The organism is Mucilaginibacter ginsenosidivorans, from assembly GCF_007971025.1.
GTDB classification, from domain to species: domain Bacteria; phylum Bacteroidota; class Bacteroidia; order Sphingobacteriales; family Sphingobacteriaceae; genus Mucilaginibacter; species Mucilaginibacter ginsenosidivorans.
In genome coordinates, this window is record NZ_CP042436.1 from 238723 (window position 1) to 252500 (window position 13778).

A 13778-nucleotide genomic window follows, 5' to 3' on the forward strand; every position below is an offset into this window, starting at 1 on the left:
AATCATCCACAACCCCTTCTGTATTTTTGTGTTTTTAGGTTGATCTATGAACACAAAACAAATCCGCCTCAGCGTGCTCGACCAATCGCCGGTGCGTAAGGGCGTTACTGCAGAACAAGCTGTAAAGGAAACCATCGAATTAGCAAAATATACCGACCAGTTGGGCTACACCCGCTTCTGGATATCGGAACATCATAACACAGGCAGCCTGGCGGGCTCAACACCCGAGGTTTTACTGGCTTACCTGGGCGGTCAAACGCAAAACATCCGCATAGGCTCGGGCGGGGTGATGATGCCTAACCACAGCACATTAAAAGTAGCCGAGAATTTCCGGATGTTGGAAGCACTGTTCCCCGGCCGGGTTGATCTGGGTATGGGTCGCGCTCCCGGTACCGACCGGCTGACGGCGTCGGTGTTAAACCCTTCGAATCAATTTGGCGGGCAGGAGTTTGTTAATCAACTGTATGATCTGCTCAACTATTTTCACGACCGTGGCGAACCGGGCACCCCGCAATCCAAAATAAGGGCCATCCCACAGGTGCAAACCATCCCCGATATGTGGCTGCTAAGTTCAAGCGGCGAGAGCGGCTTGCTTGCCGCGCATTTTGGCATGGGCCTGTCGTTCGCGCATTTTATCAACCCCATCGGCGGACCGCAGGCAGTATCGGCCTACCGCGAACGCTTTAAACCTTCGGAGGACCAGGCAGAACCGGCCGCCAGCGTTGCCATTTTTGTTTTTTGTTCGGAAGATGAGGAAAAGATAAGGCGGCACCAGGCAGTGATGGACTTTCGCTTCAACCAGTTCGAGCAGGGAAAAGGCATTGTGCCGATAGCTTATGAGGATGTAAAGAGCGTAACCTATACCCTTAACGAGCAGGAACGCATTATGCATAACCGCAAGCGCGTTATAACCGGTACGCCGGTTCAAATGAAAGAGAAGCTGACCAGGCTGGCCGATGATTATGATGTGGACGAGATCATCGCCGTAACCATTACCGAGGATTTTGATGACAGGCTGGAGTCGTACCGGTTATTGGCGGAACAGTTTGCTTTAGTGAACGGTGATTAGAGATTAGTGATTAGGCCCGTGTTGATATTACAATCGGATTTAAGGATTAAAATCTGCACATTTGCACATCTATTAATTTGCACATCCACTAATTTGCATATCCAAATACCATGAGTGTTTCCGTATTGGCCCAGAACCTGAGGGGCTCTGAAATTATCAAGATCGCAGGCGAAATAAATGAGTTGAAAAGACAGGGGCAAAACATTGCCAACCTTACCATAGGCGACTTTGATTCGAACATTTACCCTATACCTGCGCCGCTTAAACAAGGTATTGTTGAGGCCTACGGCGCCGACCAGACCAACTACCCTCCGGCCGACGGGATGCTGAACCTGCGCGAAAGCGTTTCGGGTTTTTTGAAAAGCCGCTACAATTTGGATTATGCAGCTAACCAGATACTGATATCGGGCGGCTCAAGACCGCTTATTTATTCCATCTACCTGGCGGTTGTCGACCCGGGCGATAAGGTGGTGTTCCCTACCCCGTCGTGGAACAATAATCACTATTGCGATCTGACCGGCGCCGAATCGGTAATGATAGAAACACAGCCCGAACATAATTTTATGCCTACGGCCGATGAACTGCGCCCGCATATCAAAGGCGCTGCTTTACTGGCACTTTGTTCGCCGTTGAACCCAACGGGAACCATGTTCACCAAAAAGGACCTGGAGGAAATATGCGACCTGGTAATTGCCGAAAACAAAACCCGCAAAGCCGGCGAAAAGCCGCTTTATATATTATACGACCAGATATACTCACAACTTACCTTCGGGCACCACGAGCATTTTAACCCCGTATCGCTGCGTCCCGAACTGAAGGACCATGTGATATTTGTAGACGGTGCTTCCAAGTGTTTTGCCTCCACGGGCGTGCGCGTTGGCTGGGGCTTTGGGCCGGCAAATGTGATCAATAACATGAAAGCCATTGTGGGCCACATGGGTGCCTGGTCGCCAAAGGCCGAACAGGTGGCTATGGCAAAGTTCCTGAAAGAAGATGACAATGTGAACGGCTACCTTGGCACTTTCAAAGCCAGGATACAAAACAGCCTGAACACGCTGCACCAGGGCTTTCAGCAATTGAAAGCCGAAGGCTTTAAGGTAGATTCCATTGAACCGATGGGCGCCATTTACCTCACCATAAAAGTGGACTACGCCGGCAAAACCACACCCGACGGCGACCTGCTTAAAACGGCTACCGACATCAATTTTTACCTCATCAAACACGCAGGCGTGGCCCTGGTGCCATTCTCCGCTTTCGGTACCGGTGAGGATGTTAACTGGTTCCGCGCATCGGTAGGTGCAAGCACTTTGCAGGATATTGAGCAATTGATACCAAGGGTGAAAGATGCTTTGGCGAAGCTGAAGTAAGGTGACTGGTTAATTTGTGATCGGTTAACTTGTGACTGGTATGCCTGATCACTAATTAACTGATCACGGGTTGACTGTTTCACCCGTTTCACTCCTCTGCACCTGCAACAATTGAAACATGGAAACAAGGCTAAAGGCGGAAAGGGCAAAGAAGAAAGGTTTTTTACGCCATCACCTTTTACCTCCCATTCTTTAGCAGCCGGTTCACCTTGCTTGGCGATATGGCCAGTTCGGCAGCTATTTCCCGCTGTGTCATGCCGGTATCGTGCAATTCCTGAACGCTGTTCAGCAGATGGTCGGCACTATCCGGTGATGGCTCCCTCAGGTGGTCCCACTCGCGGCCGAAACCCGTAAACTCGTACTGTAAAAAATTGTGCGGCTTGTTCACTATGCACACGCATACATTTTCGGCGCCGTACATTTCGCCCGTGTTGCGCTGTTTTATCTGTTTCAGGTAGCGCACATCCTTATCCTTGGGGTTTTCGCCAATGGCAAAGGCGCTGTCGCAAAAGTTTATCAGCATCTTGCTGCCATGCAGGTCGTTGCGGGTAATGGGCTTGCTTTTATCGCGCTTGGGCGTATGCGCCAGGGCAAGTATGCTAAGGCGGTATTTGGTTTTCAGGCGTTTCAGCTGCTTCATCAGCGGCAGGGCGCTGTGCGCCTTTTCGGTCTCGTTGCGCAGGTAGGTAAGGTTATCGATAATGAGCACTTTGGCGTTGCACGATACCACGGCGCTCTCCAGCGACTCGGCCAGGTACTCCTCGTAACCGGCGGTATCTTCGGGCAGGTCAAAGTCGGGGTCGATAACCGCGCGGAAAAAATCGGGGTGAAACTGGAAATGCTCCTTATAGTCGGCCGCATAGCGCACCTCCAGCTGCTTTTTGCTCATCTCGAAATCGAAATAAAGCACCTTTTGCGCATTGGCCTCCATCCGGAAACCCGGTATCGGCACGCCGCTGGTAATGCTGTTGCCTATTTGTATGGCCAGTACCGATTTGCCCAGGTTGGTGTCCGAAAACAGGATGCACAGCTCGCCCTCGTGCCAAAACTCCGAGAACAGCATTTTGGGTACAGGTTCGTTTTTGGCCTCGTCTATCCATTTTTTAACCGGGCGGATCAGGAACAGGCCGCGGGCAACGTTTTCCTGCGCCCAGTATTCCTCGTTATCGCGCAGCATTTCGTCGCGGATAGCCTCTGAAAACCCTTTGGGTATGGTTGTGGGAACGGAAAGACCGGAGAGATCAATTTTTGGCGAAATGGTGGGGATTGACACCGCGGCTTCGCCCGGCCGTGGGTGCGTGGATGGGTTTTCTTCCATGTTGAAAAGATTTAAGTGTTTACTAATGATGATACCCGTGCATGGAGTGATTGGTTAACTGGTGATTAGTTAACTGGTTAATTGGTGACTGGCATTCCTGATCACTAATTAACCGATCACCGGTTAACTGTTTCAAGCGTTTCACCTGTTGCAGGGCGCAAGGGTATGAAACAGTGAAACAAAGGGAGAGATCAGCCGAACGGACGAGTCAAATATAAAGATAAAAATGTAAAATACAAGAATAATCTTTATTATTAATTATAAGTTATTGAAATTGAGCAGGAAGCGCGGAAAATAGGGTGAAAAAACGGGGTGGTAACTGTAGTTTTATTAATATCTTTATAAATAAACTTGAATGCATGGAAGCTAAATTCGCCTTGAGGGTAAAAAATCTTGTACAAGTTGCTAAAGAACTAGCGAATGAAGTCGGTAATGCCAAACTAGAATCTGAACACTTTTTATTAGCCTTTATAAAAGATCCATTAAATATCGTTCTACGATAATCCCTGGCGTCCGCGATGGAATTTTGAGCCTTACATGCTGGATGGAGGTGAATTTGTGATCAGTGATGGCCCGGAAAACGAAAAGTTGGTAACATTAAATTATTATTGGCGGTATTTACCATTCCTTTTTGGCTATACGTTCTTTTTATTTTTCCTGATAATAGACAAGGTGTATCCGGGAATATGGTTCTTTTCAATGTTCTACGCTATTGTTGTTCCGATTGACATTATGAGGTCCAAAAGCAAAGCAAAAGAATTGCTCACGGCGGTTTTAAGCAATCATGAATGAAAAGCGTTTCACTCCTTTACACCTGCAACAAGTTGCAACATGTGAAACAGTGGCTCGCTTTTGTCATTCTGAGCATCGCGAAGAATCTATTGCGGATTATTAATCAAGGAAGAATTTCAAAATATTCCTCCGTCTCGTGGCTATCAATAGATGCTGAACCTGCCTGCCGGCAGGCAGGTTCAGCATGACAAATCTTAGAAATGCCTGATTAACCAATCACTAATTAACCGGTCACCGGTTAACAAATCCCCAAAAACTGCTACCTTTAAACCTCACTACAAAAAAACCAACAATGAACCAACAAACCGTTTTCGGCAAATGGCATGGCATCATGTCGCTGCTGTTTATTTTCAGCTTATTTTTTATTCCTGCTGCCCACGCGCAGCAAAGCAAGGACCCGGATGTAATAGGCCGGTGGGACCTAACCGTCGATAAAGGCGGCCAGAGTTTGCCGTCGTGGCTCGAGGTGCAAAAATCGGGCACACACACGCTTATCGGGCGTTTTTGTTATGCCTTCGGCAGCGCCAGGCCTATTTCGCAGGTGATGGAGAAGGATGGCAAATTCAGCTTTTCTATTCCGCCGCAATGGGAAGAGGGCAGCCGCAATATGGATTTTGAGTTTGAGGTGAACGGCGACGCCATTAAAGGCACCATGGTTTACACCGACGGCCAAACCTACAACTGGACCGGTGTACGCGCGCCATTGCTGGCACGCAGCAAAACCCCGGTTTGGGGCAAGCCCATCCGCCTGTTCAACGGCAAAAATACCAAAGGCTGGCATACCGACGGCAGGCCCAACCAGTGGGTAGTGGAGAATGGTATTTTGCGGAGCAAAAAATCGGGCGCCAACCTGATGACCGATAAAACCTTTACCGATTTTAAACTGCATATCGAGTTCCGTTACCAGCAGGGCAGCAACAGCGGCGTTTACCTGCGCGGCCGGTATGAGACCCAGGTAATAGACACTAAAAGCGGCGAGCCTGAACCGATAAATAACCAGTTCAGTTCGATATATGGCTTTTTGGCGCCAAACAAAATGATGGCCAAAAACCCGGGCGAATGGCAGTCGTACGATATTACGCTGGTAGGTCGCCTGGTTACGGTAGTGGCCAACGGGCAGGAAGTTATCTGCCGCCAGATAATCCCGGGCATTACCGGCGGCGCTATCGACAGCAAGGAAGGCGAACCTGGCCCCATTTTTATACAAGGCGACCATGGCCCGATAGATTACCGCAATATTGTGATAACACCGGCGAAGTAGTTTATGAGAATCAAGAGCCAAGAACCCGGAGCCAGGATTGTCTTGTTTCCTGACTCTTGGTTCCTGGTTCTTTCATTTTCGCGTAATTTCCTAACTTCGCAGCTTTTAGGAATTTTAAAGAAGCGAATCATGAGATCATTAACAATCATTTTCTTCATCATACTGGCATCATTTGGGGCTAACGCGCAAACTGCACCCGCCACTGCTGCACCTGCACAGGCCCCTACCGTGGTGTTTATCAATTCGGATAGCCTGCTGGCCAATTATGCCTACTATAAAGCGATAAAGACAAAATTGGAGAACCTGTCGGCCCAGGCGCAAAACGAGATAACTACCAAGGGACAGGCTTTTCAGAAAGAGGTTGCCGCTTACCAGAAAAAAGTGAACTCGCTAACCCCCGCTCAAAAAGCCGCAACCGAAAAGGCGCTGGCTAAAAAGCAAAACGACCTGCAGGCCCTCAATCAAAATACGGCCAAACAGTTGCAGGATATCGAGGCGTCGGAAAATGCCAACCTGTACGACCGCATTGCCGAGTACCTGAAAGGCTACACCAAAACCAAAGGTTATAAGATCGTACTTACCTATTCCAAATCGAACCCTTCGATGCTGTACGGCGACGACAGCCTGGATGTGACCAAAGATGTGTTGGTTGGGCTGAACGAGGAGTATAATAAGGCGGGGAAATAAAATTCTGGCCCAGGGGTTTTCTTTGAAACAATACCAGGACGATTATTTGCGTTATGGTCTGTAATTCAGCAACCTGATCCGTTTCTAACTTGAAGAGATACCTGGCTTATTTCTTATTCATAACAATATGCACCGGCTGTTCCGTCGTAAGTAAGCAGTATTATTACGTGCCTGATGTTCCGCACCAGGTCATTAAAAAACGCCCGGGGCATTCTGATTTCAAATACATTTACAGCAAGATAAAAGTAACCGGCAAAGCAGGCGACAGCATTGCCTCGGCAACTATCAGCAACGGTTTTGGACATCCCCTTTTGATGGGGCCTTTGATCTTTCCGGTTATCCCGGTAGGGGGTATTGCCAATAAAACCACCAGCAGGTTTGTAATGGAGCTTACCATAGATTGTAACGAGGGTTATTTTATGTCCATGGCTATAGACAGCAATGCCTATAAACGAAAGCGCGACTCGCTGAATGCCTTAAAAACAGGTACCCGGACCGAACTGAATATCGGCGGATGTTATCTTTTGGTAAACGACACGTTAAAAGTTCCGTTGCGCGTAAGCGAGTATTTTTTAGGTAATAATGGCGGGCACAGTTATTGGATAACATCGGATATCAAGTTCAGGAAAGTAAAAAACATGAAGCTTGTAACGGGTAATGCTATACTCGACAGCACTTTTAATAAAATAACTTTCACACGCAAAAGCAGGATCAAATATGACCTTGCGGGACCAGTTGGCTATTGAGCTTTATCATCACAAAGTCAACCTATAACTTACCACGTCAAACGTACAACCTGATCACGCCGCGTTCGAAATATATTTCACCAGGCTTCTTTTAGCTACCGGCAGCAGGGTTTGCTCCAGCGGGAAACTGATATCACTGGCCATATAATACAGTGCCGGGTTGGGCAGGTGCCTGCGCTTGCTGATGAGATCCAGCTTAATGGATTCGGGCGTGTTGGTGATGCTTTGTTCGTAGGTATCCACAAACTGGATATTTATTCCCCGGAACTTATCGTCCTTATTTTCGAAAATGGTTATCTGGTATTCATATATCCAGTTGGTGCGTGCAGTGCCGTTGCGTAACGAGAAGTAACCGTTATAGGGCATCAGCGGCACCAGGCCCACCGGGTCTATACTCAGCCTGCTTTCCACAAAATCATAAATTTCCTTACCGGTTTGTATGGCCGGGTCCATCTTGTACAGGGCAAAGGAAATGATACTTTCTATTTCGCGCATGGTGCTGTCGTCCTGCACTATTTTTTGGTAAGTAAGCTTCAGCGCGTCGATATCAGCCTGCGTCAATCGCTGCGGAAAGGCCTGCTGCATAATGGATTTATTACGCTTGAAATCGAGCAGGTTGTTATAATGGAAAACCAGGTCGGTAAGGTTTGGATAGAGCCGGCTTTTGTCGAAATGGCGGTTTATTTCCTGTAAATAATCCAGCAGGATGTATTTTTTATGTTCGAAATCTATCGAACCTTCTATAAACCAATTGGTACCTAATGATTTCATAATACAAAGTCATTTTACGGTAGCTTAAATTAAAAATAAAAAAGGCAAATTGCAACATGGTTTACGGAACACTCTACCTGGTACCTGTGCCACTTGCCGAAAATGCTGCTGCAAAGTCGTTTACGCCCTATCTTACTGATACCATCAACAGCATAAGGGAGTATATTGTTGAGAACGAAAAGACCGCCCGCCGCTTTTTAAAGGAAGCCGGCCTAAAAATTCCGCAAAACGAACTCATCATCCACGACTATGGCAAGCACAGCCGCGATAACGACATCAACAGTTTCTTTAAGGGTTTGACGGCAGGTAACGACGTTGGTTTAATGAGCGAAGCTGGCTGCCCGGGCGTGGCCGATCCGGGTTCGGATATTGTGGCCGAAGCACATAAAAGGGGAATAAAAGTGGTACCGCTGGTCGGGCCCAGCTCAATATTGCTGGCGGTAATGGCGTCAGGCTTCAACGGGCAAAGCTTTACTTTTCACGGCTACCTGCCCATCGACAAAAACGAGCGTGCAAAAAAAATAAAAGAACTGGAATCGATGGCTACCCGGTTCAACCAAACGCAGCTTTTTATCGAAACGCCTTTCCGTAACAACCCCATGCTGGAGGAAATTTTACGGTCGTGTGCCGCTAACACCCGCCTTTGCATCGCCTGCGACCTTACTGCTGCCGATGAATTTGTTCAAACCAAAACCATCGCCGCCTGGCGGCAGAAAGTGCCCGATCTGCATAAACGTCCAACCATTTTCCTTTTATTCCGTTCCTGATAATAGATGCGAATTACCGAAGAGCATACCAAAGTATTGATAGTTGGCGCCGGGCCATCGGGTTTGATGATGGCTGCGCAGTTGTTGCGCTACGGCGTGCAGCCGCTGATAATTGATAACAAACAAGGACCCACCAGCCATTCAAATGCGCTTGGCGTGCAGGCACGGTCGCTGGAAATATACCGGCAAATGGGTGTGTCGGATAAAGTAGTTCAAAACGGCAAACAGGCACAAGGGCTTACCTTTACCGAAAATAGCAAACAAGCGGCGTCCATCTCCTTAGCCAATGCCGGCAAAGGTCAAACGCTTTTTCCTTATGTGCTGCTATACCAGCAATATAAAAATGAGCGGCTATTACTTGATTATTTGACGCACCATGCCTGCCCGGTTTATTGGGAAACGTCGCTCATCACCCTAAAACAAAATCCTGGTTATGCCTATGCGGCACTTAAAAATGCCGAAGGCGAATACCATGTAAAATGCGACTGGGTTATCGGCGCCGACGGGGCACACAGCACGGTTCGAAAACAACTGAATATCCCGTTTAAGGGCGATACTTATCCCCACCATTTTTACCTGGTGGATGCTGAACTCGATGCGCCATTCCTGGATGGGGATTATGTACAGCTCTACCTGTCGAAGACGGGTTTCAGCGGGTTTTTCCCCATGCCCGAAAAAGATTGTTACCGTATCATCGGCAGTTTACCGGCAGAATTTGAAAATAAAGAAGACATCAAAATAGATGATGTTTTGCCGCTGCTGGATAAAGTAATCGGCCAGCCGGTCCGGGTCGTGAAAAACAACTGGTTCACCACCTATAAGCTGCACCACCGCATGGCCGAACATTTCAGGGACCATCGCTGCTTTTTGGTGGGCGACGCGGCGCATATCCACTCGCCCGTTGGTGGGCAGGGTATGAATACCGGTTTGCAGGATGCCTATAACCTGGCCTGGAAACTTGCCGGCGTAGTTACCGGGAATATACACGAAACGATACTTAACAGTTATGAGGCCGAACGTATGCCCGTGGCCCGCGACCTGTTAAGCTCGACCGACCGGGTGTTTAACATCATCATGTCCGACGGCTGGCTTATGGGCCTGGTAAAAAAATGGGTACTGCCGGCAGTGTTAAACTATTTCGGTAAAAATGACAAGATCAAAGCGCAATTGTTTAGGCGGGTTTCGCAAACGGGTATCTCCTATCGCGACAGCAAGATCAATGTGCATTTAAGCAGGTCGACCAGGATAAAAGCCGGCGACCGCCTGCCCTATCTTGAAATTTATGACGAGAAGAAACAGGAGGAAACTGATCTGCATGCCTGGTGCAGTAAGCCGGGCTTTACGCTGATAATCCTTGGCAAGTTTGATGAGATGCTGTTGTTCAACATCGCCAAATGGATCACCAACCGGTATACAGGCGTGCTAAATTTCTTCTACCTGCCGCCATCGGGCAAAAACCTGGACGTATTTGAAGCGTTTGAAGTAAGTCCCCACCAGGAAAAGGCCATCATCGTACGTCCCGATATGCACATTGGATATATGAACGACCTGGTAAGCATCGCCATGCTGGATAATTACCTGGTCAACGTTGCCAGTGTCATTCCCGCTAAAAAATAAGCGCCTGCACCGAAATGCAGACGCCGGGTTAAAAAACAACTTATTATGAATTGGGGGTATTAAATTCCTTTTAAGCCATTTCGGTATTTGTAACCTCATGGTAACTGACGATCGACAGATCGGGTTGCATCCGTAAAACAAAAGTCTGCAATTGTCCCACATTGGCCGGGTCATCGTAAGTAAGCAGCATATATTCGCCAAATAATTCGACCAGGCTCAGTTCAGCGGTTTCGAAATTGATGGCAACTTTATGCAGGGATATGTCTTCAATATGTGATTCGATCAGCTCAAATCGTGCAGTTTCAAATAATAGTTTATTGCCGAGATTATCCTTAACCAGGGGCATCTTATGGTCGAGCTGGGCGATGAAATGACCCACCGAAAAGTCGAGCTTATAGTGCAACGAATTAGCCCGGCCGTCGTTCGTTTTCATTTTACTGAAGGTTTTGAACTTTCCCCCTGGGTTATAAGCCTGCGATTTTAGCAGGAACTCCTGGTATGATGCCTGTAATATGGCTTTCTCAAAAGCAGTTTGGGATGATTCATCCATTATCTGCCGGTAAACTAACCTGATCTTCGCTTTGCACATTGTTCCTGGTTTTACAGTGTTATACCTATAGTATATGACCCTGTGTAACCTTCGCTCACGCTGCCCGTAAGGCTCACCGTCTCGTTGGCCAGGTCGGTCAGTGAATCCCCAAATATGCTATCCGCCTCATTGGTGGTAGTGTTAACACCGTGTGCCGAATAGAGGCTGCTTGCATACACCGTATTATTTATTGCCTCGGAGAAGCATATCTGGGTGGTTTTTTTCATCACACCATCCACATAAACCTCTATGTGTATATGCGTGGCCCTGCCTGTGTACCACCCAGGGTATATGGTAGTAAATTTGGCAAGGCCTGCGCTATCCGTTAGCTGGTAGCCGCGCAGCCAGGTGGATCCCACATAACTTTTAGTACCCAATATCCCTGGCTGGTTAGCATAACCTGAATAGTAGCCATCTTTATTACAGTGCCATATATCCACACGCGCATTGCTTACAATGTTGCAATTATTTCCTGCGTCTACCACTATAAAGGTTAATGACAACGGAACGCCGGTTTGAGTGCTTTCAGTAACGTCGCTTCTTTCAAGCGGGTTTTTGATCTCGCCACTTGGATAAGGGTATGGCCCTTCCGTTTCCGTGGCGGTCACAATACAACTGCCTGTGGTTGATGTGGTAGTTGTGCTGGTGCTTGTCCCGGTGGTGGTTGAAGTACTGGTTTTGGTTACACTGTCTTTTTTACAGCTATCCAATATCATCGGCCCTGCGGCAGCGGCAAGTGCAAATGTTTTTAAAAAGTTTTTCCGTTCCATTTTACATCAATTATTAGTTAATGGAATTATTAACTGATGTAAAACTATTTCAGTAAGGTACAGGTAGGCTGCTTGTGTCGGCTAATGGCAGTTTTGTGCCGATAAAATGCCCGTTTTCATTTGAATTTCATCCATTTACGCACAAAATCCATATAAGTTTCGCTAACCGGCAATTCGGCACCGGCTAATTGGATCTTGCGGTTGTGGATAGATCTTATCTTATCAACGGCCACAATAAAGCTGCGGTGCACACGCTGAAATTTATCTGCGGGCAGTTTTTCCAGCACCTTTTTTAGCGGCATCAGGGTCAGGATGGTTTTAGCATTTTGCTGATGTATCTTGATGTAGTCCTCCATGCTTTCGATATATTCAATATCATCCAGGTTGATCTTTATCATGCGATATTCCGAATATACATACAGGCTGGTTTCCTGCTTTTCGGGCGCCGCATTCTTATACCTAAAATATTCAATAGCCTTCTCCACCGCCTTTGCAAAACGTTTCGCATCTATGGGTTTCAGCAAATAGTCAAGCGCTTCGAGTTCAAAACCTTCAAAAGCAAATTTCTTATAGGCCGTTGTAAAAATGATCATCGGCCTGGTTTCAAGCGAACGGGCAAGCTGGATACCGGATATATCGGGCATATTGATATCGAGAAAAAGCAGGTCGACAGGCGAGTTTTTCAGGTATTCGCCACCCGACACCGCATCTTCAAAGGTCTGCACCAGCTGCAATTCGGGGAACTGGTGCACATACCTTGCTATCAGTCTTAATGCCAGCGGCTCGTCGTCAATAGCTATACATTTGAGTTTTATCATTACGCCTGCAATATCAGGTTTACGGTATATAACTGGTTCTCGGTATTGATGTTCAGCACATGCTTGCCAGGATACAAATAGGCCAGCCGTTGCTTTACGTTTTTTAAGCCGATACCTTCGCGCTCCGTTTGTACCTTATCGGGGAATATACGGTTCTGGCAATAAAATGAAATGCCATTTTCGTGGCCAAGGATATTGATGCTGACCGTCGACGGTTCGTGTTTGCTGATACCATATTTAAATACGTTTTCGATAAAGGTCATCAGTATAAGCGGCGCTATAACCTTGTCCTCAATCAGCCCCGACACCTTCATGTCAATGGTTGTTTTATCGCCCAGCCGCAAACGCTGAAGTTCGATATAATCGTTGATACAATCCACCTCATACTGCAACGGCACAAAGTTTTCCATGGCATCATCGGTAACATACCGCATAATATTGGATAGTTTCAGGATGCTTTCGGGTGCGTTCTCATCCTGCATCACCGCCAGGGTGTAAATATTGTTCAGTGTATTGAACAGGAAATGTGGATTGATCTGCGCCTTCAAAAACGACAACTCGGCGCTGGTTTTGTCCGATTCGGCCTGTACGGCGCGCTGTTCCGACAATTGCCACTGCCTGATGATCCTGATCGCGGTGCTCAGCGCTATGATCATGGCAAACAGGAACAAGCTGATGCTGTCGATATGGCGGTACGGCCCGTAATGCGGGGACTGTTGCATTGGCCCGTCGGGCGGCGGCCCTCCCGAACCCGGATAACCTGGTGGCGGCTCGCCGTGCGGCCCGGGCCCCTCCCGGCGGGGAGGCGGCATGGCCCTGCCCCTCAAAATATCGCGCATCGGCGACCGGATATGCATGGGTGCCATGCCAGGACGGTTTTCGTTGCTGCGCAATAAGCGATCATAAGGCTGCAAAAAGTATGTGCCACTAAGCAATACCAGTGTTATGATACCATAGGTAACATACCTTTTCTTCAGGAATAAGAGGGGTACCAGCACGTACGCGTTAAAATAAAAGAGGAAAGCATAGGTAATGCAAAACAGCCAGTAATAGGGCGATGAAAATACCGATTGAATGCTGTTTTGTTCGCCAGCATTGATGAACAATAACGGAAGCGCCATAAATAGCAACCATCCGGCAATATGTACAACAACAAGATACGCCCTGAACCTCAACATATACAAAGCAACGCAATCCCTTTCATTT

14 protein-coding genes are annotated in these 13778 nt (G+C 47.6%); 8 read left to right on the top strand and 6 right to left on the bottom strand.

The annotated features are described in order from the left end of the window. The first annotated feature begins 46 nt into the window (after nucleotides 1–46). Complete coding sequence (locus FRZ54_RS01070; RefSeq protein ID WP_147029809.1) at nucleotides 47–1069, top strand: LLM class flavin-dependent oxidoreductase; 1023 nt, start codon at nucleotides 47–49, stop codon at nucleotides 1067–1069. Nucleotides 1070–1179: 110 nt separating this feature from the next. Further along, entirely contained in the window at nucleotides 1180–2436 is a 1257-nt protein-coding gene (locus tag FRZ54_RS01075) for a pyridoxal phosphate-dependent aminotransferase (RefSeq protein ID WP_147029810.1), read from the top strand. Nucleotides 2437–2614: 178 nt separating this feature from the next. Here the strand turns inward: FRZ54_RS01075 and FRZ54_RS01080 are convergent, their stop codons facing one another. Next, a complete protein-coding gene (locus tag FRZ54_RS01080) occupies nucleotides 2615–3754 on the bottom strand; it encodes an AAA family ATPase (RefSeq protein ID WP_147029811.1) in 1140 nt (379 codons plus the stop codon). Nucleotides 3755–4113: 359 nt separating this feature from the next. Between FRZ54_RS01080 and FRZ54_RS24305 the strand changes: the two genes are divergently transcribed. The 4 genes from FRZ54_RS24305 to FRZ54_RS01095 all read left to right on the top strand — a co-directional run bounded on the left by FRZ54_RS24305 (nucleotide 4114) and on the right by FRZ54_RS01095 (nucleotide 7240). After that, nucleotides 4114–4257 (top strand): Clp protease N-terminal domain-containing protein, encoded by a 144-nt coding sequence (locus tag FRZ54_RS24305; protein ID WP_187359719.1) that lies wholly within the window; start codon nucleotides 4114–4116, stop codon nucleotides 4255–4257. Nucleotides 4258–4838: 581 nt separating this feature from the next. Then, the gene (locus tag FRZ54_RS01085) at nucleotides 4839–5807 is read left to right on the top strand and encodes a 3-keto-disaccharide hydrolase (protein WP_147029812.1); all 969 of its coding nucleotides are present in this window, start codon (nucleotides 4839–4841) and stop codon (nucleotides 5805–5807) included. A 129-nt stretch (nucleotides 5808–5936) separates the two neighbouring features. Next, nucleotides 5937–6494 carry an OmpH family outer membrane protein gene (locus FRZ54_RS01090; protein WP_187359720.1) on the top strand — a complete coding sequence of 186 codons (558 nt, stop codon included), beginning with the start codon at nucleotides 5937–5939 and terminating at the stop codon, nucleotides 6492–6494. A gap of 89 nt (nucleotides 6495–6583) precedes the next feature. Continuing rightward, nucleotides 6584–7240, top strand: a complete 657-nt coding sequence (locus FRZ54_RS01095; protein WP_147029814.1) for a hypothetical protein — start codon at nucleotides 6584–6586, stop codon at nucleotides 7238–7240. Nucleotides 7241–7294: 54 nt separating this feature from the next. Here FRZ54_RS01095 and FRZ54_RS01100 read toward each other — a convergent pair whose 3' ends face one another. After that, nucleotides 7295–8011 carry a hypothetical protein gene (locus tag FRZ54_RS01100; protein WP_147029815.1) on the bottom strand — a complete coding sequence of 239 codons (717 nt, stop codon included), beginning with the start codon at nucleotides 8009–8011 and terminating at the stop codon, nucleotides 7295–7297. A 56-nt stretch (nucleotides 8012–8067) separates the two neighbouring features. Between FRZ54_RS01100 and FRZ54_RS01105 the strand changes: the two genes are divergently transcribed. Together FRZ54_RS01105 and FRZ54_RS01110 are read left to right on the top strand one after the other, a co-directional pair. Next, nucleotides 8068–8778 (top strand): SAM-dependent methyltransferase, encoded by a 711-nt coding sequence (locus FRZ54_RS01105; RefSeq protein WP_147029816.1) that lies wholly within the window; start codon nucleotides 8068–8070, stop codon nucleotides 8776–8778. Between the two features lie 6 nt (nucleotides 8779–8784). Further along, complete coding sequence (locus tag FRZ54_RS01110) at nucleotides 8785–10395, top strand: FAD-dependent monooxygenase (protein ID WP_147029817.1); 1611 nt, start codon at nucleotides 8785–8787, stop codon at nucleotides 10393–10395. A 70-nt stretch (nucleotides 10396–10465) separates the two neighbouring features. Here FRZ54_RS01110 and FRZ54_RS01115 read toward each other — a convergent pair whose 3' ends face one another. The 4 genes from FRZ54_RS01115 to FRZ54_RS01130 all read right to left on the bottom strand — a co-directional run bounded on the left by FRZ54_RS01115 (nucleotide 10466) and on the right by FRZ54_RS01130 (nucleotide 13750). Then, nucleotides 10466–10984, bottom strand: coding sequence for a hypothetical protein (locus FRZ54_RS01115; protein ID WP_147029818.1), 519 nt, complete (start codon nucleotides 10982–10984; stop codon nucleotides 10466–10468). Between the two features lie 11 nt (nucleotides 10985–10995). After that, nucleotides 10996–11754 carry an intradiol ring-cleavage dioxygenase gene (locus FRZ54_RS01120; protein ID WP_147029819.1) on the bottom strand — a complete coding sequence of 253 codons (759 nt, stop codon included), beginning with the start codon at nucleotides 11752–11754 and terminating at the stop codon, nucleotides 10996–10998. A gap of 116 nt (nucleotides 11755–11870) precedes the next feature. Continuing rightward, entirely contained in the window at nucleotides 11871–12572 is a 702-nt protein-coding gene (locus FRZ54_RS01125; RefSeq protein ID WP_228462594.1) for a LytR/AlgR family response regulator transcription factor, read from the bottom strand. Next, nucleotides 12572–13750, bottom strand: coding sequence for a sensor histidine kinase (locus FRZ54_RS01130; protein ID WP_147029820.1), 1179 nt, complete (start codon nucleotides 13748–13750; stop codon nucleotides 12572–12574). The genes FRZ54_RS01125 and FRZ54_RS01130 overlap by 1 nt, the downstream gene beginning before the upstream one ends. Nucleotides 13751–13778 lie beyond the last annotated feature (28 nt).